Origin of the sequence: Enterovirga sp. CN4-39 (assembly GCF_049446235.1) — a bacterium.
Taxonomy (GTDB): domain Bacteria; phylum Pseudomonadota; class Alphaproteobacteria; order Rhizobiales; family Beijerinckiaceae; genus Enterovirga.
This window is the reverse complement of record NZ_JBMSEF010000001.1, coordinates 137,200-162,074: the sequence shown is the minus strand read 5'-3', so window position 1 is coordinate 162,074 and position 24,875 is coordinate 137,200. Positions and strand designations below refer to the sequence as shown.

Sequence of the window (24,875 nt, the reverse complement as noted above, 5' to 3'; positions counted from 1 at the left end):
TGTGAGCATGCCAAGCCGAAACGCCTAGTGACTTCAGATCATGAGGTACACTTGCGGCGCTTCGCCGACGGGCTAAGACCCCCTCGAAAGCCGGAGTCCTCGCATGTCCGCCCACGCCCGCATCTCCCCTGACGCGACCTCTTCCCGGACCTCGCGCTTCTTCGGCGAGGAGCACGAGATGCTCCGCGAGCAGGTGCGACGCTTCGTCGAGGAGGAGGTGAAGCCGAACGGCCTCGCCTGGGAAGAACAGGGCTTCGTGCCGCGCGAGGTGCTGCGTCGCATGGGCGAGCTGGGCTTCCTCGGAATCCGCTATCCGGCCGAATACGGCGGGTCGGAGCTCGATACGCTCGCGACCGTGGTGCTCGCCGAGGAACTCGGCCGGTCGACCTTTTCCGGCTTCGCCATCACGGTCCTGGTCCATACCGACATGGCGTCGGTGCATGTCGCCAATGCGGGCTCGCCCCAGCAGCAGCGGGCGCATATGGCGGATATCGTCGCCGGCAGGAAGATCTGTGCCGTCGCCGTCACCGAGCCCGGCGCCGGATCGGACGTGAAGGGCATCCGCACCCGCGCACGGCGCGAGGGCGGCGACTACGTGCTCAACGGCTCGAAGATCTACATCACGAACGGGGTCCACGCGGACCTGTACTGCGTGGCGGCGAAGACCGGCGGCGAAGACGAGCGCCCTTCCCGCAGCGTGTCCATGTTCCTGGTCGAGAAGGGAACGCCCGGGCTGCGGGTCGGCCGCGCCCTGGACAAGCATGGCTGGCGCTCATCCGACACGGCCGAGCTCTTCTTCGAAGATTGCCGCGTGCCCGAATCCGCCGTCCTCGGAGCGGAAGGCCAGGGCTTCTACGCGATCATGCGCAACTTCCAGAACGAGCGCACCGTGATCGGCGCCATGGCGATGGGCGAGGCGCAGGCCGCGATCGACCTCACGCTCGAATGGGTCATGAGCCGGAAGGCCTTCGGCGGCGTCCTCTGGGACAAGCAGGCCATCCGGCAGAAGCTCGCCGCCCTCCAGGCCAAGGTCGAGGCCGGCCGGCAGCTCGTCTACCATGCGGCTTGGCTGGACGCGCAAGGGCGGGACGCCACCCGCGAGGTCTCGATGGCGAAGGCTTATTGCGGCGAGTTGGTGAACGAGGTGATGTATGCCTGCCTGCAGTTTCACGGCGGGCTCGGCTTCATGCGGGAGTCGACGATCGAGCGCATGGCGCGTGACGCGCGCGTTCAGGCGATCGGTGGTGGCGCAACAGAGGTGATGCTCGAGGAAGTGGCGAAGCGCATGGCGCCAAGATGAGCCGTGAACAGCCCGCGACACGCCCCGAGAACCTACTCCGGAAGCGCCATTAAGCAACAAAATCTACCACCATCTTTTACCCTAACACGCGTCACTGGTTGAAGTTTTCAGCGCATCCTAACAAGTGTCCGGCAACGGTAACTTGGAGGAGTCAACAATGAACGCCGAGCTGCACGGTAGCTCGATTCCGTCGGAGGCCGAGAGCTCCGGTCCGGTCTCGTTGTCCGACGTAAAGAACGAGAACCCGCGCGCCGAGATGGAGAGCTCGGTCCTGGATGCTTTGCGTCCTCTGCTCCGGCCGAAGCGCAAGAAGGACCGCGACGGCGATGCCGGCGCGGACGTCGCGGCGTCCGGCGCTGCCGAGGAAACCTCCGAGCACGATATCGACTACCTCGAAGATGTGCGGACGATTACGGGCACGGAAGACGATCCCGGTCCCGGCGAGACCGTGTGGGACACCTTCATGGCCGTCGGCGAGGATCTCGAGCGCCGGAGCCGCCAATCCGCAACGATGGCCCGGCTCCTGGAGCAGCACCGCATCCAGCTCCACACGGCCGAGAAGGAGCGCGACGCCGCCTACGAGAAGTTCGCCCGCGTCGTACCCGTCGTCCAGGAGACCGCTCAGGCTCTTCGCGAGGCGCTCGATGCGCGCAAGCTCGACGAGGATCCCGCCAAGATGCACCGGCTCTTCATGCTGAACGGCCGGGCGCTGGACGAACTCGAGAAGGTCGCGGTGACGCTTTTCGCCGACTTCCTCTGGGTGAAGTCGGCCTGGGAGCAATATGCCCGCAGCGCAGAGGATGCTCGGAAGCTCCGCGCCAGCCTCGACGCGAGCGCGAATTCCTGAGCGGGAGCGCTCGGGCGTTGATGGATCGGAGCGCGGGTCTCAGTACCCGCGCTTCACTTTAGCGAGCGCCTGCCCGAACTCGTCCGCGAAATGCTCGCGCTCGGGAGGCGAGAGTTCTCCGGCGATGGTGATGCGTTCGCCGCGGGAGACGAGCGCGAGGCGCTGCAGCCCGAACTCTTCGTCGGCTTCCTTGTCGAGCCGGGTCCAGAGCGGGTTCAGCCGCCATTCCCGAGTTTCGCCGCGATGCGTGACCCGGCGGAAGAACAGCTCGATAGGCGTGAGCACCACCTCCTCGAAGGATCGGCCGCGCCGGTAGTTCACCCGGAACGCGATGTAGAGGCCGATCAGGTCCAGCGCGAGAAAGCCGCTGACGGGCCAGAAGCCGAGCGCAATGAATCGCGCCGCCATGAAGGCGACCACCGCCGCGCAGATCAGCATCATCGCGCGAAAGCCGCTCCGGCCGAGCGACCTGTGCGGCCGGATCAGGGCCGCAAAGACAGGGCGGACGGCGTCCTCCCCCGCGTCGGGCTTGCGGCTGTCCATGAGCCAAATATAACCCCCGGATGGCCGACCGGAAACCGTCTACGACGCCCAAGATCCGGGGCCGCAATTCACTTACCATTCGCCCGGCGCCCGCCCGCCCGACGAAGGCTCCCAAGCCCGTCGACGACGCGACGCTGATCGAGATCCTGACGCGGTTCGAGGCGGCAAACCCGCATCCGGAGGGGGAACTCGAATACACCGATCCCTATACGCTGCTCGTCGCCGTGGTTCTCTCGGCGCAGGCGACGGACAAGGGGGTCAACCTCGCGACCGCCAAGCTTTTCAAGGCGGCGAGCACGCCGGCGCAGATGGTCGCGCTCGGCGAGGAACGGGTCGCGGAGTACATCCGGACGATCGGCCTGTTCCGGAACAAGGCGAAGAACGTGGTCGCCCTGTCCCGCATCCTCATGGAGGAGCATGGCGGGGTCGTCCCACCGGCCAGGGCGGTGCTGGAAGCCCTTCCCGGGGTCGGTCGCAAGACCGCCTCGGTGGTGCTGAACGTGGCGTTCGGCGAGCCGACCATCGCGGTCGACACCCACGTCTTTCGCGTGTCCCACCGCATCCCCATCGTCATCGGCAAGACACCAGACGAGGTGCAGGTAGGGCTGGAGAAGCGCATTCCGCGCCACTTCCTAGCGCACGCGCATCACTGGCTGATCCTGCACGGGCGCTATGTGTGCAAGGCGCGGACACCCGAATGCCCGCGCTGCCTTATCAACGATCTCTGCCGGTATCCGGCGAAGACGCTGGCCTGATCCCGGCTTAGCGGCCGAGCAGACTCGTCCGCGCAAGCTGGTCCTCGATCCCGAGGGTCTTCAGGTCCCGCGTGCTGGGACGGTAGCCGCTCTCGACGGCTGCGGCGCAACGCAGAGCAGCACCGGCCATTTCAACGAACGTACGGATCGCCTCAAAGCCGCGGCCGCGATTGGCAGCCGGCGCGAGAGCGGAGGAATTCATGGTTGTCGTGACCATCGGACCACCTTTTCTGGAGTATCCCGATGAGCGTCTCTCCCAGACGGGAATAATGTATACCAATGTTGCAGCGCAACAAGGCTCCGGCGGTCGAGAGCCGGCATGCGCTGGGCGCATGGTCGGCTTCATCGTCCGCTAACGATGCTGCAACGCAAAGATCGATCTCTCGACAATCCTGGCGACGGAACGTTTAGCGGCGGCTGGTACAGCCGGGGGCATGATCTCCCAGAGCGAGCGCCTGCAAGGGCCCGCGGCCGCGGCCGGGCGGGCAGCCCGGCTGCTGGTCGGCTTCGCGCGCGACCGCAGCGAAGCCGGCGCCGCGCGGCGGCTCGCCGCGACGGCCTTCCTGGCTCGCGTCTTCAATGCCGGCATCGGTTTCGCCACCCAGGTTCTGCTGGCGCGGTGGATGGGCCATCGGGAGTTCGGCATCTACGCTTACGTGTGGGTCTGGGCTCTGCTCGCCGGCGGCATCGCTTCGCTCGGCCTGCCCGTCGCCGCCCTGAAATTCGTGCCCGACTACACGGCCCGGGGAGATCTCGCGGGCCTGCGCGGCTTCCTGCGGGTCGCAAGGGGGCTCGCCCTCCTGCCCTGCATCGCGGGCGCGACGGTCGCGGCTCTCATGCTGCTTCTCGTGGCGGACGGGGAGGCCGGCGCTTACCTGCCAGCCGCGCTCATCGGCCTCGCAATCCTGCCCGTCTACGTCCTGATGGACATCCAGACCGGGATTGCCCGGGCCTATGACGACGTCGACCTCGGGCTCGCGGCAGACTACCTGCTCCGCCCCGGGCTGCTCCTGGTCTTCTCGGGCTTCGTCTGGTTCGCGGGGCTCGGCGGCACCGCCGTGAACGTCATGGCGGCCACCCTGGCATCCGTGGCCGTCACCGCCCTGGTCCAAGGAGCCGTTCTCCAGGGCAGGCTTCGCCGCCGGATCCCGCCGGGAGAGCGCCGCATGGACCTGCGGCGCTGGGCGAACGTGTCCTGGCCGCTGCTGGTCGTGACGAGCTTCACGCTCCTGCTCGGCTCGACCGACATCCTGGTGTTGAAGCTCTTCGTAGGGCCGGAGGAGATCGCGCTCTACTTCGCCGCCACGAAGATCGTCGCAATCGCGTCCTTCGTCTCCTACGGCGTCTCCAACACGAGCGCGCACCGCTTCGCCGAGCACATGGCCATGGCCGATCGCGCCGGGATGGCGGACCTTGCCGCCCAGACGGTGCGCTGGACCTTCTGGCCCACGCTCGCGGTAGCAGCCGGGCTTTCGGTTCTGGGCGGGCCGCTCCTTTCGCTATTCGGCCCACACTTCTCGGCCGGCTACCCGATCGTCGCGCTTCTGGGCCTCGGGCTGGTGCTCGGCGCGGCCGTAGGGCCGGCGGACAGGGCGCTCGCGATGGCCGATCACGGCAAGGTGACGGCTTACATCTACGGGGCGTCCTTTGTAGCGAACCTCCTGCTCGCGCTCGCCCTCATCCCGCTGCTCGGTCTGGCCGGCGCGGCGCTCGCGACCGTTCTCGCAACCGGGATCCGCTCTCTCATGCTCTATGCCGCGGCCAGGAGCCGATTGGGGCTCGACATGTTCGTGTTCTCGCCGGCCCGCCGCGCCGCGGCCGGGCCGCCGGACCACGTGCCGGAGCCGCTCACGGCCGAGATCCTGAGACCCGAAGAGGCAGCCCGGATCGCGCCGGAATGGCGGCAGTTGGCCGACCGCGCGCTGGAGCAGAACGTCTTCTACACGCCCGAGATGGCGCTGGCGGGAATGCATCACTTGTCCGACGGCGGCAGTGCCCGCCTCCTCGCTGCCTGGCGTGGGGCGGGAGCGGAGCGACGTCTGGTCGGCGCTCTGCCCATCCTCCCGGCGCGCCGGCGCTACCTCAACGCGCTCCCCGTCCGCAGGGCCGCGGGCTTCTACGGCACGCTCTCCACGCCTCTGGTCGATCCGGACCGCCCGGCAGAAACCCTGCGGAGCATGCTCGGCGCGCTTCGGCAGCATGGCCAGGTCGGCCTTGTCCTTCCTTACATGCATGCCGCGGGTCCGGTTGCAGCGGCCCTGAGCGAAATGTGCCTCCAGGACGGGATCGAGGCGGTCACGCTCGACGGCCATCAGCGTGCGATCCTGCGGAGCCCCCTCCCCGGTGGTGAGTATATCCGTGCGACCCTCGAAACCCGCCGCCGCAAGGAAGCCGAGAGGCAGCGCCGCCGGCTGGCGGACGAGGGCGACCTGCAATTCCGTATCGCGACCCAGCCAGAGGAGGTCGCCCGCGCGCTGGACGAGTTCCTCGCGCTCGAGGCAGCGGGATGGAAGGGCCGGGCGGGCACCGCGCTCGCGCAGGCGCCGGGTGCCGCCTCCTTCATCCGTGCCACGGCCGAGGCGCTCGCCGCGCAGGGCGCCTTCTCCGTTGCTCAACTGACCCTCGATGGGCGGACGATCGCCGCCGGGCTCCTGCCTCGGCACGGATCCCGGGCCTATTACCTGAAGACCACCTACGACGAGGCCTTCGCGCGCTTCTCGCCCGGCCTCCTGCTGACGCTCGACCTCACGGCCCGGCTCCTCGACGATCCCACCGTCGACGAGGTGGATTCCATCGCGGTCGCGGACCACCCCATGATCGACCGTGTCTGGGTGGAGCGGCTGCCGGTCGCCTGCATGGTGGTCGCGACGCGGCCCGGCGAGGGCGTCGGCTTCCGCGCGGCCGTCGCGGCGGAGCGCATGAGGGAGAATGCCGTCGCCCGCGTGAAGGCGCTTCGCGCAAGATTGCGCGAAACCCGAAAACCGGCCGCTAACGATCCCGGGAGGAAGAGCCCGGATCGGGAGGCGACTTAAAGAGACAGAGAGAGGCGCCGGCCATTCTCCGGCCATGGGACATGGCCAGCGCGCCATGTGACGGGAGCATCAGATGACGTCCCTTATCGAGCTTGCCGCGGAAGGTCGCTCGGCCTTCCCGCATCGGCCCTTTTCCCTTCGTCACCATCTTGCGGACAACCCGCTCTTCTCGCTCGAGAAGCTCGTCGAGGTCGCGGGCCGGATGCCGTCGGACGGCGTCGAGTACAATTCCGGCAAGGTCGGAATCGATCAGAAGCCCGAGGAGACCCCGCTCGTCGACCTGCCCCCGACCGAGGTCGTGCGCCGCATCCGGGAGGCGAATGCCTGGATGGTGCTGAAGCGCGTCGAGCGCTTCCCGGAATACAAGGCCCTTCTTCAGGAGGTCCTCGACGGCGTGGCTCGCGACATGGGCCACCGGGACGCGGCGGATGCCGGCTTCACGAACCTGGAGGGCTTCGTGTTCGTCTCCTCCCCGAACGCGACGACGCCCTTCCACTCGGATCCGGAAGACAACTTCTTCGTCCAGATCCACGGCGACAAGTTCTTCCACGTGATCGACAACACGGACAGCTCCGTGGTGCCGCCACAGGCCTTCGAGATCACGCCCTCGATGCACCGCAACCTGCCCTATCGCGACGAGTTCGAAAGCAGGGCGACGGTGTTCAAGATGAAGGCCGGCGACGGCTGCTTCGTCCCGTATCTCTGGCCGCACTGGGTCCGCACCGGCGACAGCTATTCGATCTCCATGGCGATGACCTGGAAGTCGGCCGCGGTGCGCCGGTCCAACAAGGTCCTGTTCATGAACGGCCTCCTGCGGAAATGGGGCTTCCCGCAGAAGCCGCTCGGCACGAGCCCGGCGCTCGACGGCATCAAGGCCGCCGCCTACACGGCCCTGCGCGCCCCGCTCGAGCCGCTGCGCCGGAGCGAGAGGCTGCGCAACCTGCTCCGCGGCGCGCTGTTCGGGCGAAACGCCAACTACTACCTCGCCGGCCGCAAAGGCTGAGTTCGAGACCCGCCCCGGACCGCGCTCCCCTTGCCTACGCGACACCTGGCGAGCAGATCGTCAGGTAGCCGCGGGACGGAAGGAGCGCACCGGCTGGGAGGGCTAGGGTCCGCGGATCCGAAAGCCCCCCAAACCTCCGGCCCGCCCTAGTATCGGTTGACCGGCAGCACCGTGATCTCCGCGATCTGGACATGCGGGGGCTGGTCGAGGGCGAAGATGATCGTTCGGGCGACGTCCTCCGGCGCGAGCGCCATCCGGAACTGGTCGAAATAGGCCTGCTCCTTGGCCGTATCGCCGCGGTAGCGGGTGCGGATGATGCCGGTTCGGGTCAGGCCCGGCTGGATCTCCGTCACGCGGATGGCCGTCTCGGCGAGTTCGCCGCGGATCGTCTCGGTGAACATGTGCACGCCCGCCTTGCTGGTGCTGTAGGCGGCCATGTCCGGGATGATTCGGATGGCGTTGATGGAGCTGATGTTCACGATGTGGCCCGCGTCGCGCGCGACCATGCCCGGCAGCAGCGCGCGAGTGACCCGCATGGTGCCGACGAGGTTGGTGGCGATGATGGCCGACCAGTCGTCGGCCGAGCCCTGGTCGAAGCGCGTGCGGCCGCCGATGTCGTGGCCGGCGTTGTTGATCAGCACGTCGACAGGCCGGAATGCCTCGGGGACGAGCTCCGGCAGCCGGTCGACCCGGCCCTGGTCGGTGATGTCGAGCACGATCGTGCAGGCCGCCTCGCCGAGTTCGGCCGCAAACGCCTCGAGCGAGGCTGCGTCCCGGTCCACGAGCACCACCCGGCGGCCGCTCGCGATCGCGGCGCGGGCGATCGCCCGCCCCATCCCGCCTGCAGCCCCGGTGAGCAGAACAACATCCGCCATCCCATCCTCCCGCTTGCTTCCACCTGTCTCTGACAAGCATATTGTCAGGCAATTGCGATGCAAAGCCCGATATTTCCGGGTTCGGGAGGGACGATGATGGAGAGCACGGCAAAGGAGCCCGCGTCGGCCGCCCTCGGCGCGTTCGGGGCCAGCTCCGGCGCGATTCCGGCGCCGGTGCTGCAGCACGGCAAGCGCTCGCTGCTGAACGTCTTCGGCACGGCGCTCGGATCGGCACGGTCGCTCGCGGCGGAGCGCGCCGTGCGCGTCATGGCCACCCTTTCGGGTGCGGGCGAGGCGACCGTGATCGGCCGCAGCGAGCGATTGCGCCCTGCCCAGGCGGCGTTCGTCAACGCGATCTCCATGAACCTCCTGGATTTCGACGACACGCATCTGCCGACGATCATCCACCCGAGCTCGCCGGTCGCGCCGGTCGCGCTCGCGCTCGGGGAGGAACTGGGCTCGACCGGGGCGGAGGTGCTGGCGGCCTTCGTGCTCGGGGCGGAGGTCGCCTGCCGCATCGGCAACATGGTGTCGCCCGGCCATTACGCGCGCGGCTGGCACATTACTTCCACCTGCGGGACGTTCGGGGCCGCCGCCGCTGCCGCGAAGCTGCTCGGCCTCGATGCGGCCCAGGCGGCGCACGCGCTCGGGATCGCGTCGAGCCTCGCCGCCGGCAACGTGGAGAACCTGCCCACGGCGGGAAAGAACGCCAGCATGGGCCATGCGGCGCGCGGCGGGATCCTTGCCGCCTACCTTGCCCGCGAGGGCTACGAGGCGGCGCCGACTGCGCTTGAGGGAAGGCTCGGCTGGGCGCGGGCCTGCGGCGATGCCCCGGACGTGGAGAGGGCGCTAAACGACCTCGGCCGGACCTGGGAGCTCCAGCTCAACGCCATCAAGCCCTACCCGTGCGGCATCGTCTTTCATGCCGAGATCGACGCCTGCCTGGAGCTGTCGCGGGAGCACGGCCTACAACCCGTCGACATCGATCAGGTGATCGTCAGGGGCGACACCCTCTTCATCGCGCGCGGCGACCGGGTGGTCCGCACGGCCGGCGACGCCCGCGTGAGCCTGCACCACGTGGCGGCCGTCTCGCTGGTCCGTGGACGGGCCGGCGTGGGCGAATTCGAGCAGGAATGCGTGGACGAGCCTGAGATCGCGGCCTTCCGCGCGAAGGTCCGGGGCGAGCTGGATGCCGCGCTCCCGCCCGGCGCGGTGACCGTGGAACTCCGGGTCCGGGACGGCCGGACTCTCTCGAGGACTGTGGAGCACGCGCGCGGCAGCATCGAGCGGCCGATGAGCGATGCCGAGATCGAGGAGAAGGGCCGCACCCTCGCGGCCTCTGGCGGCACCGCCTGCGACTTCGACCGCATCGCCGCGCTGGTCTGGCAAATCGATGAGCTGCCCGACGTCAGGGGCCTCATGGAGGCGGTGCGCGCCTAACTCACCCGCTCACCCCGGCGCAAGCCGGGGTCCAGAGCGGGACTGCTGGGAGCCGGCTTTCGCCGGCAGGAGCGGAACCGCCTCTGTCAGCTCTGCATGCCCCAGCGGCGGATCGTCCGGCGCTCCAGCGTGCGGAAGACGAGGTTGTCCACCAGGAGGCCGAACACGATCACCATCAGGAGCCCGGCGAAGACGTTCGGGATCTCCAGCAGGTTCTTGTTCTGGAAGATGTACCAGCCGAGCCCACCGCCGCTCGACGAGACGCCGAAGACCAGCTCCGCGGCGATCAGCGTGCGCCAGGCGAAGGCCCAGCCGATCTTCAGGCCCGTGAGGATGCTCGGCAGCGCGCCCGGGATGAGGATCTTGGTCACGTAGGCAATCTGCGAGAGGCCGTAGTTCTGGCCGACCATCCGCCAGGTCGGGCTCACCGACTTGAACCCCGAATGGGTGTTGAGCGCCACCGACCACAGGACGGCGTGGATCAGCACGAAGATGATGCTGCCCTCCCCCAGGCCGAACCAGATCATCGCCAGCGGCAGCAGCGCGATGGACGGCAGCGGATTGAACATCGAGGTCAGCGTCTCGAGGAGATCCGCCCCGATCCGGGTCGTGATGGCGAGCGCGGTCGCGAGCGCCGCGAAGACGAGGCCGAGCACGTAGCCCTGCAGCAGCAAGCCGATCGAGTGGAAGGTCGCGCTCGTCAGCTCCCCGGAGCGCAGGGACGCGAAGAAGGCCCGCGCGGTGTCGGTAAAGGTCGGCACCAGCAGCGGATTGTCGAGCCAGACCGCATAGAGCTGCCAGCCGAGCGCCATGAGGGCGAGCAGCACGGCCTTGCGGACGACGTTGTTGTCGGCGAGGCGCTCCCACAGGCTCAGCGGCTTCGCGACGACCCCGAAACCCTCCGGCAGGTCCGTGTTGACGATGTCGGGCCGCGTGACTGCGACCAACCCTGCATCAGCCATGGGCGCTCGCCCGCGCAATGGGGGCCTCCTCGAAGAGCAGCGACTCGATGCGCCCCGAGAGCGTCCGCCCGTCGGGGCCGAGCGCGTCGACGCCCGTGCTGCCGAGTTCGGCCCGCACGCGGCCGGGATGCGGCGAGAGGAGGAGGATGCGATTGCCGATCCGGACCGCCTCCGGGATCGAGTGCGTGACGAAGAGCAGCGTCACCTTCGTGTCCTCCCAGAGCTGGAGCAGTTCTTCCTGCATCTTGCCGCGCGTGAGCGCGTCGAGGGCAGCGAAGGGCTCGTCCATCAGGAGGATCTCGGGCTCCATTGCCATGCCGCGGGCGATCGCGACGCGCTGCTTCATCCCGCCCGAGAGCTGGTGCGGATAGCTGTCGGCGAATTTCGAGAGATGGACCTTGGCGATGTACTCGTCCGCCCGCTCGGCCGCCGCGCGTCCCTTCAGCCGCCCGCTGGCCGTGAGCGCGAAGAGCACGTTCTCGCGGACCGTCTTCCAAGGCAGGAGCTGGTCGAATTCCTGGAACACGAGCACGCGGTCCGGACCGGGCCGGGTGATGTCGCGACCGTTCAGCCGGATCGAGCCCTCGACCGGCTTGATGTAACCGCCCACCGCCTTCAGCAGGGTGGATTTCCCGCAGCCCGACGGCCCGAGGATGACGTAGCGGTCCGAGGCGAGGACGTCGAAGCTGACCCGGTAGGTCGCCGTGACCAGGCTTTCGCGCGTCCGGTACTGGAGCGTGAGCCCCTCGACCGTGAGGAGCGGCCTTGCGGTCGGCGCCTCCGCCATCGCCGGACCGGGGCTCTGCGTCATCGGCCTCAATTGCCGCCCGCGACGTCGGGATTGTCGAAGAAGAGGTCGTTCAGGCCCGCAGCCTTGTTCTTCAGCGAGCCGATCTCGTGCATGAAATTGGCATAGGTCAGCACGTTCTCCGGCTTCATCGTGTACTTGGTGCCGGGCTCGTTCAGGATCTCGACCAGTTCCTCGACACTCCAGCCCTTGCCGCCCATCGCCTCGAGCAGCACGGCCGCCGCCGCCTTCTTGTCCTCCGCGATCATCTCCTGGGCACGCTTCAGCGCCTTCACCACCGCACCGAAGACCTTTGGGTTCTCGCTCTGGAAGCGGCTCGTGGTGGACATCATCGTGAAGGTGGTCGAGCCGCCCATCACGTCGTCCGAGTTCATGATGGTCTTGATGGCGGGGTTTTTCAGCTCGCGCTGGTCGAAGGGCGCGGAGGCCCAGTGCCCGACGATCGTTCCGCTGCCCGAGGTGAGCGTGATCAGCGCCTCGGGATGCGCCATGGTCACCGTGTAAGGATCGAAGCGGAAGACCTGCTCCTTTCCGTACTTCTTCAGGGCGTACATCTGCATGATGATCGACGGGATCGAAACCTTGACGGAGGTCACGGCGATCTTCTGCGAGCCCGAGATGCTGTCGAGATCCTTCAGGTCGGACACGCGCGCGTTCAGGCTCATCGGCATGGAGCTGATCGCCCCGATCGATTTGACGCCGATATTCCCGCGCGTCCGGTCCCAGAGGGTCAGGAAGGCGGGCGGCCCCGCGGAAATGAAGTGAGCGGAACCTGAGAGAAGCGCGTCGTTCATCACGGCCGGGCCGCCGATATTGGCCCAGTTCACCTTCACCTTGAGGCCCGCCTCCTCAGCGTATTTCTCGATGAGGCCGTGCTTCTGCATCATGTTGAGAGGCAGGAAGCCGAAGCCGCCGGCGCCGAGCGGGATCTTCAGCTCGCTCACCTCGGCGCGCACGCCGGCCGGCAATGCGCCGAGAACAAGCGCGGCGATCAGGGCCTTCCAGGTCTTCATCGGTGCGGTTCCTCCCCTTGGGCCGTGTTGGCTCTTGCGGCTCAGCCCGGGATGCAGGGTGCGATCAGGCGGGCGGCATCGTCCAGTTCGTCGATAGTCCAGCAGGCTGCGATCGCGGCGTCCGCCTGTGCGGGCGTGATCACCTTCGCCTGGTCGCGGAACTTCGCCTCGAGCTGCGCATCGGAAAGCGGGCGCTTCAGGTTGCCGAGCGACTCGGTGAGGTGCATGCCGATCTCGCGCCCGTCCTTCAGCCGCACCGTCACGACGACCCCGTCCTCATGGACGGAGGGGTCGCCATTTGCTTGGGCCAGCAGCCGGATGCGCTTCAGCGCCGGATCGTTCACCGCCTCGTCCGTGAACTCGGCAAGGCCGCCCTTGCCGCGCCCGAGGCCGATCGCAGCCGCGTGGTAGATGGAGAACTTGCCCTCGAGCCCGACCGAGATCTCCTTCTTGTTGCAGAGATCCTTGACGAGCGGCGCGACGCGCAGCTCGACGGCTTCCACGTCCTCGGCCCCGAAGCCGTGCTCCTCCCGGAGCTGGATGCAGGCGTCGATCGTCGGGTGCACGACGATCCCGCAAGGGAATGGCTTGTAGGTGTTGTCCGACAGCTCGAAATGGCTGCCGAGATCGACCGTGAGCTTCTTCAGGTCGTACTCGGCCGAGGTCACGGCCGCGAAGCCGCGCGGTCCCTCGAGGGGATAGCGGCCGCTCGTGAACCCCTTCTCGGCGAGCAGGGCCGCCATATACCCGCGCTGGGCGGAGGAGCCGGGGTGGAAGCCCTTGCCCATCGACCCGAACATCTCGCGGATGCCGGCGCCTTGGGTCGCCGCAAGGCCGATCGCCCAGGTCATGCGCTCGGCGTCGAGGCCGAGAAGCTTGCCCACCGCGACCGCCGCCCCGAACACGCCGATCGACCCCGTCGAGTGCCAGCCCGCTTCGTAGTGCGCCGGGTAGGTGGCATTCCCGATCCGCGAGATGATCTCGAAGCCAAGGATGAAGGCGTGGAGGAAATCCGGCCCGCTCACCTTGTTGACGCTCGCATAGGCGAGGAGCGCGGACGCGACCGGCGAGGACGCGTGGATGTAATTCTTCGGCAGCGTGTCGTCATAGTCGTGGACGTGGGACGACAGGCCGTTCAGGAGTGACGCGAAGAGCGGATCGAAGCGCTCCCGCCGCCCGATCACCGCGGAGGTCGGCTGGCCCGCATAGGGGCCTAGCGCCGCGATCGCGATGTCCATCGCCGGATGGTCGGCGCCCCCGAGCGCGCATCCCACGATGTTGACGAGCGCGCGCTTTCCCTCGTGCCGGATCTCGGCGGGGATCGCCTCGAGCCGGCTCGCCAGGATGTAATCCACAAGGGCCGCCGTCTGGACCATCCGATTCCCCTCCCCTGTCGGGTGCCGGCAGCGGTCTGCTCCGCGCCTCTGCCCCGGCCCGATCTCTTGAGGCCAGAAAGCGGATTGTCAGGCAGCCTGTCAAGCAGGCATAGTGGAAGCCAGCGAGGATCCGGACGCGCCGGAGCCTGGAGCCATGCCGCCGAAAGAGCGGCACCAAACACGGGAGGAACGGGATGGATTGGATCAACGGGCGGCTGGGGCGCCGCAGCTTCCTGGCGGGCGGCACAGCGCTTGTTGCGGCCGGCATGGTCAGCCGGCCTGCCATCGCGGCTGAGAAGGTTCGGATCGGCCTGCCGACCAAGACCTACTGGCCGACCATCGTGGCCGAAGCGGCGAAGGCGCAGAAGCTCTACGAGAAGGAAGGCCTCGCGGCCGAGCTCACGATCTATCGGGGCGGGGCCGAGACCTTCGAGGCCCTCGCGGCCGGGGCGGCCGACGTCATCCTCGATCCGCCGTCGCTGGTGGCTGCTGGGCGCAAGCGCGGCGTCGCCTCGAAGATCGTCGCCGGCGGCACGATTGCGAACCACGGCTGGTTTCTGATGGTGCCGGCGAAGTCCCCGATCCAGAAGGTGGCCGACCTCCAGGGCAAGAAAGTCGGGATCACCTCCGCGGGTTCGGGCTCGGACATCCTGGCCATCTGGACGATGGCCGACAGGAAGGTGAACTTCACCAAGGTGCCGCTGGGCGGGGGCGGGCTCGTGCCGAACCTCCTGTCGGGCAACGTCGATGCGGTGGTGCTCTACTCGCCCCTGAGCTTCCAGCTCATGAAGTCCGGCGAGGCACGCTCGCTGATCGACTTTACGAAGGAGGTTCCGCCGAACATGACCTCGGGCTGGATCGCCTCCGACAAGCTGATCGCGGAGAAGCCGCAGCTCGTCCAGAAGACGCTGAACGCGCTGTTCGGCGGGGTTGCCTTCCTCCAGTCCAACCGCGATGCGGCCATCAAGCTGATCGCCGAGACGAACGAGATCCCTGCCGACATAGCCGCGGAGGAATACCAGCACACGACCATGCAGCTCCTCCCGGACGGCCGAATCTCGCGAGACGAGATCGCGCGTTCGCTCGAGCTCGCCCGCCTGTCGGGGCCGGTCGATATGGCGCCCGTCGACGAGATCTTCGTCACGAACTTCAAGCCCGTTCCGACGAAGGCCTGAAGTGGCGCTGACCGAAGGCCGCCGCGCGAGCCTCGCGCGGCTCGCCATCGTCCTGGCCCTCGTCGCTCTCTGGGAGCTGCTGTCGCGGACCGGCGCGGTCAATCCGCGCCTGCTGCCTTCGGCAAGCGAGGCGTTCACGACGCTCGCCGAGCTTCTCCAGCGCCCGAAGCTGCGGGGCGATCTTCTTGTGACGGGAAGCGAGGTCGCAGTCGCCTTCCTGCTGGCCGTGCCCGCCGGCGCGGCGATCGGGCTGCTGATCGCGGAGAGCCGCTACTGGGGCGAGGTCCTGCGGCCGCTGATCTTCTTCCTGTTTTCGATTCCGAAGTCGATTTTCCTGCCGATGTTCATCCTGGCCTTCGGCATCGGCTACGCCCAGAAGGTCGGGTTCGGCTTCTTCTCGACCGTATTCATCGTGGCGATGAGCACCGCGGCGGCCGTGGAATCCGTGAAGCCCGACCACGTCACGGTGGCGCGCTCCTTCGGGGCGACGCGCGGCCAGATCGTCTCCCGCATCTACCTGCCGAGCATGATGCCCGTCCTGCTCGAGGCCCTGCGGATCGCGATGATCTTCAACTTCACGGGCGTGATGCTGGCCGAGATGTACGCCTCCCGCGAGGGCCTCGGCCACGCGATCTCGAACTGGGGCGAGAACTTCCAGATGCGCCAGCTCTTCGCCGGCGTCGTGCTCGTGTCCCTCATAGCGATCCTGTTCAATGAGGCGGTCCGCTGGGCCGAGAGGCGATGCGAACATTGGCGAACGTGACCGAGTTGCGCCCGGCCGCGGCGATCCGGGTGGATGCCGTAAACCAGACCTATGGCTCGGCCAAGGGCGCTGTCGCGGCCGTGGAGGACGTGTCCTTCGAGGTGGAGGCCGGGCGCTTCGTCGTGCTCGTGGGCCCGAGCGGCTGCGGCAAGTCCTCGCTGCTCATGATGATGGCGGGGCTTCGCCATCCGACGGAAGGGCGCATCCTGATCGCGGGCCGGCCCATCGACGATCCGGATCCCGACCGGGTCGGCGTCGTCTTCCAGGAGGCGAGCCTCTATCCCTGGCTCACGGCCGAGCAGAACGTCGAGTTCCCGCTCTCCCTGAAGCGAACACTGCCCAAGCCGGAGCGTCTGGCGCGGGCTCGCGCGCGGCTGGATCTCGTCGGCCTCGCCGGGTTCGAGGCGCGCTACCCGCACGAGCTGTCCGGCGGCATGAAGCAGCGCGTCTCCATTGCGCGCGGCCTCGTCCAGGACCCGCCCGTGCTCCTCATGGACGAGCCCTTCGCGGCGCTCGACGAGCAGACCCGTATGACGATGGGAGACGAGCTGCTGCGCATCTGGGCGGAGACGCGCAAGACGGTGATCTTCGTCACTCACTCGCTGACCGAGGCCGTCTACCTGGCCGACGAGGTGATCGTGATGTCGGCTCGCCCGGGACGGATCATCGACCGGATCAAGGTCGATCTGCCGCGGCCGCGAACCTACGAAATGCTGGGCGGCGAGATCTTCGGCCGCCTCCGGGACCGGATCTGGCGCCAGATCCGGGCTGCTGCCTAGGCGCCGGCCGATGAAGCTCACGCCCACCCAGACCCGCTACCTGATCATCGCCGCGCTCGTGGTGCTGTGGGAGGTGCTGCCGCGGGCGGGGTTGATCGCGCCGCTCTTCCTGCCGCCGCTGACGCAGACGCTCGCGGCCGGCTTCGGCGATGCCCGGGCCTACGCCTCCCACCTTCTCGTGACGCTCGGCGAGGTGGCGGTCTCGATGATCTTCGCCTGCGGGGGCGGCATCCTGGTCGGGGCTGTGGTCGGCAGCGTGCCGAAGCTCGGGCGCCTGCTCCTGCCGCTGTTCTCGGGCTTCTACGCGGTCCCTCTCGTGGTCCTGTATCCGGTATTCACCGCCTGGTTTGGGATCGGCTCGGAATCCAAGATCGTCTTCGCCTCGATCTACGGCTTCTTCCCGACGATGCTGGGCACGGCCGCCGGAATCGCCACGATCGATCCGCATTATCTCGTCGCGGCGCGGTCCATGGGCGCCACGCTCCCGCAGCGCATCGTGCGGGTCGTCGTCCCGGCCGCGATCCCGACCGTGCTCTCGAGCTTTCGGATCGGCGGCGCCCTCGTGATCGTCGGCGTGGTCGTGTCCGAGATGCTGACCTCCTCGGCCGGGATCGGCTACCTGATCACGAGCTACCGGACGGTCCTCGACAGCCCACGCGTTTTCGCCGCGATCATCCTCGTCCTTATCCTGGCGGTCGCGTTCGACGCCCTCGTCCAGCTCGCGGAACGGCGGACGGCGGCATGGCGCCAGGCCGGGCGCGCAGCAGCGAAGACCGCGCGCGGCACGCGGCCGGGCGGCGCGATGCAGCCGGCCTCGGTAGCGCCCTGACATGGCCGCGCTCACCCTGACCTTCGACAACGGGCCAGAGCCCGAGGTGACACCCTACGTCCTCGACGTGCTGCGCGAGCGTGGGATCCTCTCGACCTTCTTCGTGATCGGAGAGAAGCTCCTCGACCCGCCTCGCCTGGCCCTGGCCGAGCGTGCCCGCGCGGAGGGCCACCGCATCGGCAACCACACCTTCACGCATTCTCTCCCTCTGGGGCTGATGCGGAACGAAGGCGCCGCCGAGGCGGAGATCGCCCGCACGCAGGAGCTGATCAGCGAGCTCGCCGACCCGGACAAGCTGTTCCGCCCCTTCGGGAATGGCGGGATCATCAGCCGCGCGTTGCTCTCGAAAGCCGCCGTCGACCACCTCGTCGGCGGCGGCTTCAGCTGCGTGCTCTGGAACGCGATCCCGCGGGACTGGGAGGAGCCGGAGGGCTGGGTCGAGCGGGCGCTCGACCTCAGCGCCCGCCAGGACTGGACACTGATCGTCCTGCACGACCTGCCGACGGGCGCAATGGCGCATCTCCCGCGCTTCCTCGACGCGATGGCGGCGCGGGGCGTGACGTTCCGCCAGGAAATCCCGCCGGACCTGATGCCAATCCGCCGGGGGCGGATCATGCGTCCGCTCGACGACTACGTCTCGGCCGGGCTCGCCGAACTCTCCGCCTGACACAACCAATCCCGGGAGCACACGGATGACGAACACCCTCCTGCCGACCACCGTCGTCGGCAGCTACCCGCAGCCCGATTGGCTCGTCGACCGCGAGCTTCTGGGCTCCAAGATGGTGCCGCGCGTGCGCGCCAGGGACGTGTGGCGGGTGCCGGAGCCCTTCCTCGAGCAGGCGCAGGACGACGCGACGCTGCTCGCGATCCGCGACATGGAGCGCGCGGGCATCGACATCATCACCGACGGTGAGATGCGCCGCGAAAGCTACTCGAACCGCTTCGCCACCGCCCTAGACGGCGTCGACAACGACAATCCGGGCGAGGTGATCGGGCGTACGGGCCAGCCGACGATCGTGCCGCGCGTCGTCGGGCCGATCCGGCGCCGCGGCGCCGTCGAGGTGCGGGACATCGAGTTCCTGCGCCGCAACACCGACCGCGGCGCCAAGATCACCCTGCCCGGCCCCTACACGATGGCGCAGCAGGCGAAGAACGAGTTCTATGCCGACGACGAGGAGATGGCGATGGCCTTCGCGGCCGTCGTCAACGAGGAGCTCAAGGACCTCAAGCGCGCCGGCGCGGACGTGATCCAGCTCGACGAGCCCTGGCTGCAGGGCCGGCCCGAGGGCGCCTACCGCTACGGCGTGAAGGCGATCAACCGCGCGCTCGAGGGCGTCGAGGGGCCGACAATCGTGCATCTCTGCTTCGGCTACGCGGCCATGGTGCACGAGAAGCCCTCCGGCTACTCCTTCCTGCCGCAGCTCGCGGATTGCACCGCCGACCAGATCTCGATCGAGGCGGCGCAGCCGAAGATCGATCTCGGCGTCCTGAAGGATCTCGCCGGCAAGTCCATCCTGCTCGGCGTGCTCAGCCTCGGCGACAAGGCCGTCGAGACGCCCGAGACCGTGGCCGAGCGCATCCGCGCCGGTCTGAAATACGTCGCCCCGGACAAGCTCATCCCGGCGCCGGATTGCGGAATGAAGTACCTGTCCCGCGAGGCCGCCTTCGGGAAGCTGAAGGCCCTCGCCGACGGGGCTGCCATCGTCCGCCGCGAGCTGCAATAACTCGCGAGCTATATCCGCCCGCCGAGGCCCGACCCCGAGGCTTCGGCGGGCGCCTCGCCTCGCCTCATCCAGGAACAATAAGATGCGCTTCTCCTCCGTTCGCACGCCCTCGGGCGACACGCTCGCCGCGAGGCGGGACGATGGCCTCTACGATCTCCGCAGGATCGACCCCTCGCTCCCCGATGGGGTCGGTCCGCTCGTAGCCGGGGGGCCGGACCTGATGGCCCGCGCCAGGAAGGCGGCCGAGGGCGCCACCGCCTCGGCCCGGCTCGACGAGGCCTCGCTGCGCTACCGGCCGCTGATCGAACGCCCGGGTAAGATCATCTGCATCGGCCGCAACTACGCGGCTCATGCCCGCGAGGGCGGCGCCGAACCGCTCGACTTCCCGGACGTGTTCATGCGCGGCGCGAACTCGCTCGTCGCGCATGGCGAGCCGCTCGTGCGGCCGCGCTGCTCGAACAAGTTCGACTACGAGGGTGAGCTCGTTTTCGTGGTCGGCCGCAAGGCACGGCATATCAGCCAGGCCGACGCCTACGGCATCATCGCGGGCTATTCGATCTTCAACGAGGGCTCGATCCGCGACTACCAGCGCAAGGCCACGCAATGGACCATGGGCAAGAACTTCGACGGGACGGGAGGCTTCGGCCCGGATCTCGTCACCCCGGATGAGCTGCCGGACGGTGCCGACGGGCTGCGCCTGACCACCACCCTCAACGGGGAGGTCATGCAGGACGGCAACACGCACGACTTCATCTTCCCCGTGGCGAAGGTCGTCGCGATCCTCACCGAGGCGATGACGCTGGAGCCGGGCGACGTGATCCTGACCGGGACGCCCTCCGGCGTCGGCTATGCCCGGAAGCCGCCTGTGTTCATGAAGCCCGGCGACACCGTGGAGGTCGCGATCGAAAAGGTCGGCACCCTGCGGAACACCGTGCGGGACGAGGAATAGCCCCACCCCCAGGGCGCCGGGCGATCGATCCAATCCGTTGTGGAGCTAGGCAACCGCCCTGCCCCACGACGTAATCTCGCTTAGTAATGGGCTGCCGAGCCGATCGATAGAGCCCGCCTGAACCCGACCTCGAGACAGATTTCTCCAGCCATCCAAAATAGCGCCGTCACCCAACGCGGCGCCGAAAAGCTTTATCTGATACAATTCTAATCTGAATTCTTAGCTTGACGCGGCCTGTTACTCGAACAATGAGGCGCCAGGTCCGAACGTCGTCGGGCGTACTCGCATCGACGTGATGCGGGCCAGTCCTGGCGAGCCGAGATCGGCCGTCGACAGCGAGCCGCCCTGCAAATGCCAACCTCCTCCTTGTCCCGGCGGACCGCGCTTCTCGGAACGCTCGCGGGCGCGGCCGCCGCCTCCGTGCCGGCCTTCGGCGCCGCGCCGCAGGATGCTCCCGCCACGATCCAGGATGCCGTGCAGTTCGAGCTTGGCGGCGAAGAGGGCCGCGACCCGTGGCGCGTTGTGCTCTACGTGCCGCCCGGCGAGGCGCCTGCTGCCGGCTGGCCCGTCCTTTACGTGCTCGACGGCAACGCGCTGACCGCGACGGCCATCGACATGGAGCGCGTCCAGGGACCCTCGCTCGGGGATAGCGGCCTGCGGTCCCGGTTCGCGGTGGTCGGGATCGGGTACCGGACGACCCACGCCTATAGCGCCCAGCGCTGGTGGGACTACACGCCGCCGCCCGGGAGAACGTACCCGCCGCGGATGCCGGGCGGTCAGTCGATGCGGACGGGCGGCGCGGACGCGTTCCTGCGCTTCATCGAGACCACGCTCAAGCCGGCCGTGGCTCGCCGCTGTCCGATCGACCGAGGGAGGCAGGCGCTGTTTGGACATTCCTTCGGCGGGCTCTTCGTCCTCTATGCGCTGGCCCAGGATCCGTCCGCCTTCTCCCACTGGATCGCGGCCAGCCCATCGATCTTCTGGGAGGATCTCGCGATTCTCCCCAGCATCGAGCGGCTTGAGCGGGCGCGCGCCGCCTCCGCCCGGGTGCTCCTATCCGCAGGCGAATACGAAGCGGACCTCGCGCCGTTCCAGGCGAATGCGCCGGATCGTGACACCCTCCGGGCGCGCCTGGCGGTGGCGCAGACCGTATCGCGGGCCCGCGACATGGCCGCCCGGCTCGGCAGGATTCCCGGCATCGAATGCGGGTTTCGCCTCATCCCGGGGCGCACGCACGTCACGGTGCTGCCAGAGGCGCTCAACGACGGTGTCGCCTTTGCGTTCGGTTCGGGCGTCGCGTCCGGGACGCCGTAGGAGATAATGGAACGGCCGCCCCTGGCAGCGCGTCGGCTCAGCTCTTCACGGCCCCGGCAGTCAGCCCGCCGACCATGTAGCGCCTGAACGCGTAGTAGATCGCGGCGGGCGGCAGCGCGTAGATCAGCCCCGTCGTCATCAGGAGTTCCCACGGCGAGTCATCCGCCGCCAGGAAGTTGCCGAGGGCCACCGGCAGCGTGAGGTCGCTGTCTCCCGACAGGAGCAGGAAGGCGAAGAGATACTCGTTCCAGGCGAGCAGCAGGGCGTAGATCCCGATCGCCACCAGCGAAGGCGCCATCAGGGGCAGGTAGACGAGCCGGAAGAGCTGCAGCGGAGAGGCGCCGTCCATAATGGCCGCCTCGTCGAGTTCCAGCGGCAGCTTGTCGGAAGCCTGCTTCAGCACCCAGATCGCGTAGGGGCTCGCGATGGTCACCATGGCCAGAATGAGCGCCCACTTCGTGTTCAGGAGGCCGTAGGCGCCCATGGTCTTGTACATCGGCACGGCCAGGAAGGCGGCCGGGATGAAGTAGGTGAACAGGGCGAGGTTCATCACCGTCCGCCCTCCCTTCACCTTCAGGCGGCTGATCGAGAAGGCCGCCGCCGTGGCGATTAGCAGCGTCAGGGCGCCCGTCGCGAAGGCGATAAGGACAGAGTTCCAGAGCTGGGCCCAGAAGTGCGACAGGAAATAGTGCCGCTGGCCGAAGACGATCTCGAAGTTCCTCAATGTGGGGTTCGTCGGGAAGAGCGCCCCCGAGAAGGCCGCCTCCTTTGGGGAGATCGCAAACAGGACCAGGTGGTAGATCGGGACCAGCGTCCACAGAAGGACTGGGATCCCGACGAGAAGAAGCTTCGCCTCGGTGCCGGCCGCCCGCAGCCATTCGGGACGGCGCCGCGGCGACGCCCTGAGCGCCTGGGCTGTCGCAGCCGGCGCGCCTGCGATACCCGCGCTCATTTCGAGAGCCTCCGCATCAGCACATAGACGAGCGGCAGGACGAAGGGCATCGCGCACACCACCGCCGCCATCGAGAGGTCCACCTGATCGAGCCTCAAGTAGCGGATGCCGAGTGTCGCCAGCACATGCGTGAGATCGGCCGGCCCGCCGCCCGTGAGCAGATAGACGCTGTTGAAATCACCCAGCGTCCAGATCATCGAGAGGATCGTGCAGGTCACGTAGAGCGTCTGCATGGACGGCCAGGTGACGTGCCGGAATTTCTGCCATCCCGTCGCGCCGTCGACCGATGCGGCTTCATAGAGGTCGGACGAGATCGAGAGGCGGCCGGCGAGAAGGATCAGCGTCCAGAACGGCAGCGACTTCCAGATATGGACGGCAATCGCGAGCGTGAGCCCGAGCCGGGGATCGTTCAGCCAGTTCGGGCCGTCTTCTGCCGTAAGGGAGAAGATGGTCTGGTTCACGATCCCCCATTCGGGGTTGAGCATGAAGCGGACGGACAGGATCGTCGGGATCGACGGCACGGCCCAGGGCAGGATGAAGAGGACTGCCAGGAAGCGGATCCACCACCGCTCGTAGGTGAAAAAGCCCGACAGGAAGAGCGCGATTGCCATCTTCACGTTGATCCCGACGATCAGGAAGATGAGCGTGTTGACGACGGTGCCGGCGAAGATCGGGTCGGCCGCGAGGTGGACGTAGCTCGAGGGATGCCGGGCGAGCCAGAGCCCGTAGCCGACCGGGTAGACGACGAAGAACAGGAACACGAGCAGGTAGGGCGCGATCAGGATCGCGCCCCAGGTCTGCCAGGGGGTCAGGCGGAAGGGCCGGCGCGGGAGAGCCGGTTCAGCGCGATCGACCGTCGTGGCGAGCGTAGCCGACATTCGGCATTTCTCCCTCTGTCCCGCTCGCCCCGGCTAGAGCCGGGGCCCAGGGTGTCGGCGGATACCGGCTTGCCGGTACGAGGCTGGGCCTCTTGCGGGCCCTACTGCCCCGCGACCTGCTTGATGCGGGCGAGCATCTCGTCCGCCGCCTTCTCGACCGGGACCTTCTCGCTGACCACCCGGTTCATCGCCTTGGCAAAGACGTTCTCATTGTTCAGCTGCGTGAACTTGTAGTTCTTCACGTAGTCGAACGAGTCCGTGCCCGACTTGAACTGGTTGTAGACCGCCTTGCGGTGCTTGTCGGCCTGCCAGAACGGGCTCTCGATGCTGTCCTTCGTGACGGGGAACCAGCGGCCCAGCGCGCCTTCGATGTAGGGCCGGAGGTTTTCCTCCTCCATGATGAACTTCACGAATTCCTTCGCGGCCGCCTTGTTCTTGGCGCCCGAGAACACGACCCCGTGCTTGACATCCGCCCTGTAGGTCATGGGCTTTCCGTCCGGCCGGTTCGGGAACGGCGCCGTGATGATCGTCTCCTCGTACGCCTTCTTGGCGGCTTCCCGCTGCTCCGGCGTCGCGCTCGGATTGACGCTGTCCTCGTACCACTTCGCGGCGATCGAGATGGTGAAGTTGTGCGTCATCACCGTCGTCTTGTTATGAAAGGCGACGTTGTTGTCGGGGTCTTTCCACGTCGTCGCGGAGGGAGGCACGCAGCCCTTCACATAGGGGTCCGTGTAGTCCTTCAGGGCCTTGACGAGGCCCTCGCGGACCTTCGGGTCGTCGACGAGGAGCTTCCCGTCGTTGTCGACGAGCTTCACGTCGTAGGCGTCCATGAAGGCGTAGAACGACTGGAAGCTGTCGGTGGATTCCACGCCCATCGGCGCGCCGATCCCGTAGACGCGGGAGCCCGAGGCCTTGCGGTAGGCCGGCTGGACCTTGTCGCACCAGAAGGACCAGTACTCGGCCCAGTTCGTCGGGATGTCGCTCTGCTTGAACCCGGCCTTCTCGAGCATGTCGCCCCAGATTTCCGTGTGCAGCGTCTGCCGCTTCATCGGGAAGCCGTAATAGCCCTTCTTCTTCGCCTGGTCGTTGTAGAGGTGCATGTGCTCGACGGTCTGCGGCGCGAACCGCGACATCATCGGCTGGAGGATGTCGGTGAGGTCCTCGAGCTTGCCCTCGAAGGCCCATTTGCCGGCGGCCTGGTTGTTGTAGGTGTCGGCATAGCCGACATCCGGCGGCGAGCCGGAATCGAGCGCAGCCACCGTCTTCGGGATCATGTCCTGGATGGCGTATTGCGACAGTTCGACCTTGATGCCGGTCTTGTCCTCGAACTTCTTGATGGTGGCCCAGAGCGACTCGTCCTCGGACCGGTAGAAGCCCTTGCTGAACCAAACGGTCAGCTTCTCCTGCGCGAGAGCCGGCAGCGCAGTGGAAACCGCCAAGCCGAGCGACAATGCCCGGACAATCCCTAGCCTCATCGAAGTCCTCCCTTGGATCGCCTCGTTGATCGGGCGATTAGGCAGAGTTCAGCACGGGATGCAGGGCGAGCGCAATGCGACGA

The 24,875-nt window shown here is 67.7% G+C and carries 24 protein-coding genes; 14 read left to right on the top strand and 10 right to left on the bottom strand.

The annotated features are described in order from the left end of the window. Positions 1-103 precede the first annotated feature (103 nt). A complete protein-coding gene (locus tag ACO2SS_RS00830; protein ID WP_423275666.1) occupies positions 104-1,300 on the top strand; it encodes an acyl-CoA dehydrogenase family protein in 1,197 nt (398 codons plus the stop codon). Positions 1,301-1,457: 157 nt separating this feature from the next. Beyond that, on the top strand, positions 1,458-2,147 hold the full coding sequence (locus tag ACO2SS_RS00825) for a hypothetical protein (protein ID WP_423275665.1): 690 nt from the start codon (positions 1,458-1,460) through the stop codon (positions 2,145-2,147). Positions 2,148-2,186: 39 nt separating this feature from the next. On the opposite strand, the gene ACO2SS_RS00820 is transcribed toward ACO2SS_RS00825, so the two are convergent. Further along, on the bottom strand, positions 2,187-2,690 hold the full coding sequence (locus ACO2SS_RS00820) for a DUF2244 domain-containing protein (RefSeq protein ID WP_423275664.1): 504 nt from the start codon (positions 2,688-2,690) through the stop codon (positions 2,187-2,189). A gap of 20 nt (positions 2,691-2,710) precedes the next feature. On the opposite strand from ACO2SS_RS00820, the gene nth reads away from it, so the two are divergent. Next, on the top strand, positions 2,711-3,445 hold the full coding sequence (nth, locus tag ACO2SS_RS00815) for an endonuclease III (protein ID WP_423275663.1): 735 nt from the start codon (positions 2,711-2,713) through the stop codon (positions 3,443-3,445). Positions 3,446-3,452: 7 nt separating this feature from the next. On the opposite strand, the gene ACO2SS_RS00810 is transcribed toward nth, so the two are convergent. Beyond that, positions 3,453-3,662 carry a hypothetical protein gene (locus ACO2SS_RS00810; protein ID WP_423275662.1) on the bottom strand — a complete coding sequence of 70 codons (210 nt, stop codon included), beginning with the start codon at positions 3,660-3,662 and terminating at the stop codon, positions 3,453-3,455. A 217-nt stretch (positions 3,663-3,879) separates the two neighbouring features. On the opposite strand from ACO2SS_RS00810, the gene ACO2SS_RS00805 reads away from it, so the two are divergent. Beyond that, complete coding sequence (locus tag ACO2SS_RS00805; RefSeq protein ID WP_423275661.1) at positions 3,880-6,477, top strand: GNAT family N-acetyltransferase; 2,598 nt, start codon at positions 3,880-3,882, stop codon at positions 6,475-6,477. 73 nt (positions 6,478-6,550) lie between these two features. Further along, complete coding sequence (locus ACO2SS_RS00800; protein ID WP_423275660.1) at positions 6,551-7,480, top strand: cupin-like domain-containing protein; 930 nt, start codon at positions 6,551-6,553, stop codon at positions 7,478-7,480. A gap of 146 nt (positions 7,481-7,626) precedes the next feature. Here ACO2SS_RS00800 and ACO2SS_RS00795 read toward each other — a convergent pair whose 3' ends face one another. Continuing rightward, positions 7,627-8,355: an SDR family oxidoreductase gene (locus tag ACO2SS_RS00795; RefSeq protein ID WP_423275659.1), complete on the bottom strand. Its 729-nt coding sequence runs from the start codon at positions 8,353-8,355 to the stop codon at positions 7,627-7,629. A 93-nt stretch (positions 8,356-8,448) separates the two neighbouring features. Here ACO2SS_RS00795 and ACO2SS_RS00790 point away from each other — a divergent pair, with 93 nt between their 5' ends. Continuing rightward, a complete protein-coding gene (locus ACO2SS_RS00790) occupies positions 8,449-9,795 on the top strand; it encodes an MmgE/PrpD family protein (RefSeq protein ID WP_423275658.1) in 1,347 nt (448 codons plus the stop codon). An 86-nt stretch (positions 9,796-9,881) separates the two neighbouring features. Here ACO2SS_RS00790 and ACO2SS_RS00785 read toward each other — a convergent pair whose 3' ends face one another. The 4 genes from ACO2SS_RS00785 to ACO2SS_RS00770 are packed head-to-tail and all read right to left on the bottom strand — an operon-like array spanning position 9,882 to position 13,954. Next, on the bottom strand, positions 9,882-10,757 hold the full coding sequence (locus tag ACO2SS_RS00785) for an ABC transporter permease (RefSeq protein WP_423275657.1): 876 nt from the start codon (positions 10,755-10,757) through the stop codon (positions 9,882-9,884). Beyond that, positions 10,750-11,568 carry an ABC transporter ATP-binding protein gene (locus ACO2SS_RS00780; protein WP_423275656.1) on the bottom strand — a complete coding sequence of 273 codons (819 nt, stop codon included), beginning with the start codon at positions 11,566-11,568 and terminating at the stop codon, positions 10,750-10,752. Before ACO2SS_RS00780 ends, ACO2SS_RS00785 begins: the two co-directional genes overlap by 8 nt. A 5-nt stretch (positions 11,569-11,573) precedes the next feature. Beyond that, positions 11,574-12,578, bottom strand: coding sequence for an ABC transporter substrate-binding protein (locus ACO2SS_RS00775; protein ID WP_423275655.1), 1,005 nt, complete (start codon positions 12,576-12,578; stop codon positions 11,574-11,576). A gap of 41 nt (positions 12,579-12,619) precedes the next feature. Beyond that, entirely contained in the window at positions 12,620-13,954 is a 1,335-nt protein-coding gene (locus tag ACO2SS_RS00770; RefSeq protein ID WP_423275654.1) for an MmgE/PrpD family protein, read from the bottom strand. A gap of 194 nt (positions 13,955-14,148) precedes the next feature. Between ACO2SS_RS00770 and ACO2SS_RS00765 the strand changes: the two genes are divergently transcribed. From ACO2SS_RS00765 to ACO2SS_RS00730, 8 genes are all read left to right on the top strand, one after another. Next, on the top strand, positions 14,149-15,129 hold the full coding sequence (locus tag ACO2SS_RS00765; protein ID WP_423275653.1) for an ABC transporter substrate-binding protein: 981 nt from the start codon (positions 14,149-14,151) through the stop codon (positions 15,127-15,129). A gap of 1 nt (position 15,130) precedes the next feature. Further along, complete coding sequence (locus ACO2SS_RS00760) at positions 15,131-15,892, top strand: ABC transporter permease (protein ID WP_423275652.1); 762 nt, start codon at positions 15,131-15,133, stop codon at positions 15,890-15,892. After that, entirely contained in the window at positions 15,871-16,671 is an 801-nt protein-coding gene (locus ACO2SS_RS00755) for an ABC transporter ATP-binding protein (protein ID WP_423275651.1), read from the top strand. Before ACO2SS_RS00760 ends, ACO2SS_RS00755 begins: the two co-directional genes overlap by 22 nt. Positions 16,672-16,681: 10 nt before the next feature. Next, the gene (locus tag ACO2SS_RS00750) at positions 16,682-17,500 is read left to right on the top strand and encodes an ABC transporter permease (protein ID WP_423275650.1); all 819 of its coding nucleotides are present in this window, start codon (positions 16,682-16,684) and stop codon (positions 17,498-17,500) included. Between the two features lies 1 nt (position 17,501). Next, the gene (locus ACO2SS_RS00745) at positions 17,502-18,167 is read left to right on the top strand and encodes a polysaccharide deacetylase family protein (protein WP_423275649.1); all 666 of its coding nucleotides are present in this window, start codon (positions 17,502-17,504) and stop codon (positions 18,165-18,167) included. 25 nt (positions 18,168-18,192) lie between these two features. Beyond that, the gene (locus ACO2SS_RS00740) at positions 18,193-19,224 is read left to right on the top strand and encodes a uroporphyrinogen decarboxylase family protein (protein ID WP_423275648.1); all 1,032 of its coding nucleotides are present in this window, start codon (positions 18,193-18,195) and stop codon (positions 19,222-19,224) included. Between the two features lie 82 nt (positions 19,225-19,306). Next, positions 19,307-20,173: a fumarylacetoacetate hydrolase family protein gene (locus ACO2SS_RS00735; RefSeq protein ID WP_423275647.1), complete on the top strand. Its 867-nt coding sequence runs from the start codon at positions 19,307-19,309 to the stop codon at positions 20,171-20,173. 351 nt (positions 20,174-20,524) lie between these two features. After that, complete coding sequence (locus ACO2SS_RS00730) at positions 20,525-21,487, top strand: alpha/beta hydrolase (RefSeq protein WP_423275646.1); 963 nt, start codon at positions 20,525-20,527, stop codon at positions 21,485-21,487. Between the two features lie 37 nt (positions 21,488-21,524). Here ACO2SS_RS00730 and ACO2SS_RS00725 read toward each other — a convergent pair whose 3' ends face one another. From ACO2SS_RS00725 to ACO2SS_RS00715, 3 genes are all read right to left on the bottom strand, one after another. Continuing rightward, complete coding sequence (locus ACO2SS_RS00725; RefSeq protein ID WP_423275645.1) at positions 21,525-22,439, bottom strand: carbohydrate ABC transporter permease; 915 nt, start codon at positions 22,437-22,439, stop codon at positions 21,525-21,527. Beyond that, entirely contained in the window at positions 22,436-23,317 is an 882-nt protein-coding gene (locus tag ACO2SS_RS00720; RefSeq protein WP_423275644.1) for a carbohydrate ABC transporter permease, read from the bottom strand. Before ACO2SS_RS00720 ends, ACO2SS_RS00725 begins: the two co-directional genes overlap by 4 nt. A 101-nt stretch (positions 23,318-23,418) precedes the next feature. Next, positions 23,419-24,792 (bottom strand): ABC transporter substrate-binding protein, encoded by a 1,374-nt coding sequence (locus ACO2SS_RS00715; protein WP_423275643.1) that lies wholly within the window; start codon positions 24,790-24,792, stop codon positions 23,419-23,421. Positions 24,793-24,875: the final 83 nt, after the last annotated feature.

Bases quoted from the DNA above. Each gene is read 5' to 3' on its own strand.
- ACO2SS_RS00830 (WP_423275666.1), top strand. From the start codon at position 104: ATGTCCGCCCACGCCCGCATCTCCCCTGACGCGACCTCTTCCCGGACC.
- ACO2SS_RS00825 (WP_423275665.1), top strand. From the start codon at position 1,458: ATGAACGCCGAGCTGCACGGTAGCTCGATTCCGTCGGAGGCCGAGAGC.
- ACO2SS_RS00820 (WP_423275664.1), bottom strand. From the start codon at position 2,690: ATGGACAGCCGCAAGCCCGACGCGGGGGAGGACGCCGTCCGCCCTGTC.
- nth (WP_423275663.1), top strand. From the start codon at position 2,711: ATGGCCGACCGGAAACCGTCTACGACGCCCAAGATCCGGGGCCGCAAT.
- ACO2SS_RS00810 (WP_423275662.1), bottom strand. From the start codon at position 3,662: ATGGTCACGACAACCATGAATTCCTCCGCTCTCGCGCCGGCTGCCAAT.
- ACO2SS_RS00805 (WP_423275661.1), top strand. From the start codon at position 3,880: ATGATCTCCCAGAGCGAGCGCCTGCAAGGGCCCGCGGCCGCGGCCGGG.
- ACO2SS_RS00800 (WP_423275660.1), top strand. From the start codon at position 6,551: ATGACGTCCCTTATCGAGCTTGCCGCGGAAGGTCGCTCGGCCTTCCCG.
- ACO2SS_RS00795 (WP_423275659.1), bottom strand. From the start codon at position 8,355: ATGGCGGATGTTGTTCTGCTCACCGGGGCTGCAGGCGGGATGGGGCGG.
- ACO2SS_RS00790 (WP_423275658.1), top strand. From the start codon at position 8,449: ATGATGGAGAGCACGGCAAAGGAGCCCGCGTCGGCCGCCCTCGGCGCG.
- ACO2SS_RS00785 (WP_423275657.1), bottom strand. From the start codon at position 10,757: ATGGCTGATGCAGGGTTGGTCGCAGTCACGCGGCCCGACATCGTCAAC.
- ACO2SS_RS00780 (WP_423275656.1), bottom strand. From the start codon at position 11,568: ATGACGCAGAGCCCCGGTCCGGCGATGGCGGAGGCGCCGACCGCAAGG.
- ACO2SS_RS00775 (WP_423275655.1), bottom strand. From the start codon at position 12,578: ATGAAGACCTGGAAGGCCCTGATCGCCGCGCTTGTTCTCGGCGCATTG.
- ACO2SS_RS00770 (WP_423275654.1), bottom strand. From the start codon at position 13,954: ATGGTCCAGACGGCGGCCCTTGTGGATTACATCCTGGCGAGCCGGCTC.
- ACO2SS_RS00765 (WP_423275653.1), top strand. From the start codon at position 14,149: ATGGATTGGATCAACGGGCGGCTGGGGCGCCGCAGCTTCCTGGCGGGC.
- ACO2SS_RS00755 (WP_423275651.1), top strand. From the start codon at position 15,871: ATGCGAACATTGGCGAACGTGACCGAGTTGCGCCCGGCCGCGGCGATC.
- ACO2SS_RS00750 (WP_423275650.1), top strand. From the start codon at position 16,682: ATGAAGCTCACGCCCACCCAGACCCGCTACCTGATCATCGCCGCGCTC.
- ACO2SS_RS00745 (WP_423275649.1), top strand. From the start codon at position 17,502: ATGGCCGCGCTCACCCTGACCTTCGACAACGGGCCAGAGCCCGAGGTG.
- ACO2SS_RS00740 (WP_423275648.1), top strand. From the start codon at position 18,193: ATGACGAACACCCTCCTGCCGACCACCGTCGTCGGCAGCTACCCGCAG.
- ACO2SS_RS00735 (WP_423275647.1), top strand. From the start codon at position 19,307: ATGCGCTTCTCCTCCGTTCGCACGCCCTCGGGCGACACGCTCGCCGCG.
- ACO2SS_RS00730 (WP_423275646.1), top strand. From the start codon at position 20,525: ATGCCAACCTCCTCCTTGTCCCGGCGGACCGCGCTTCTCGGAACGCTC.
- ACO2SS_RS00725 (WP_423275645.1), bottom strand. From the start codon at position 22,439: ATGAGCGCGGGTATCGCAGGCGCGCCGGCTGCGACAGCCCAGGCGCTC.
- ACO2SS_RS00720 (WP_423275644.1), bottom strand. From the start codon at position 23,317: ATGTCGGCTACGCTCGCCACGACGGTCGATCGCGCTGAACCGGCTCTC.
- ACO2SS_RS00715 (WP_423275643.1), bottom strand. From the start codon at position 24,792: ATGAGGCTAGGGATTGTCCGGGCATTGTCGCTCGGCTTGGCGGTTTCC.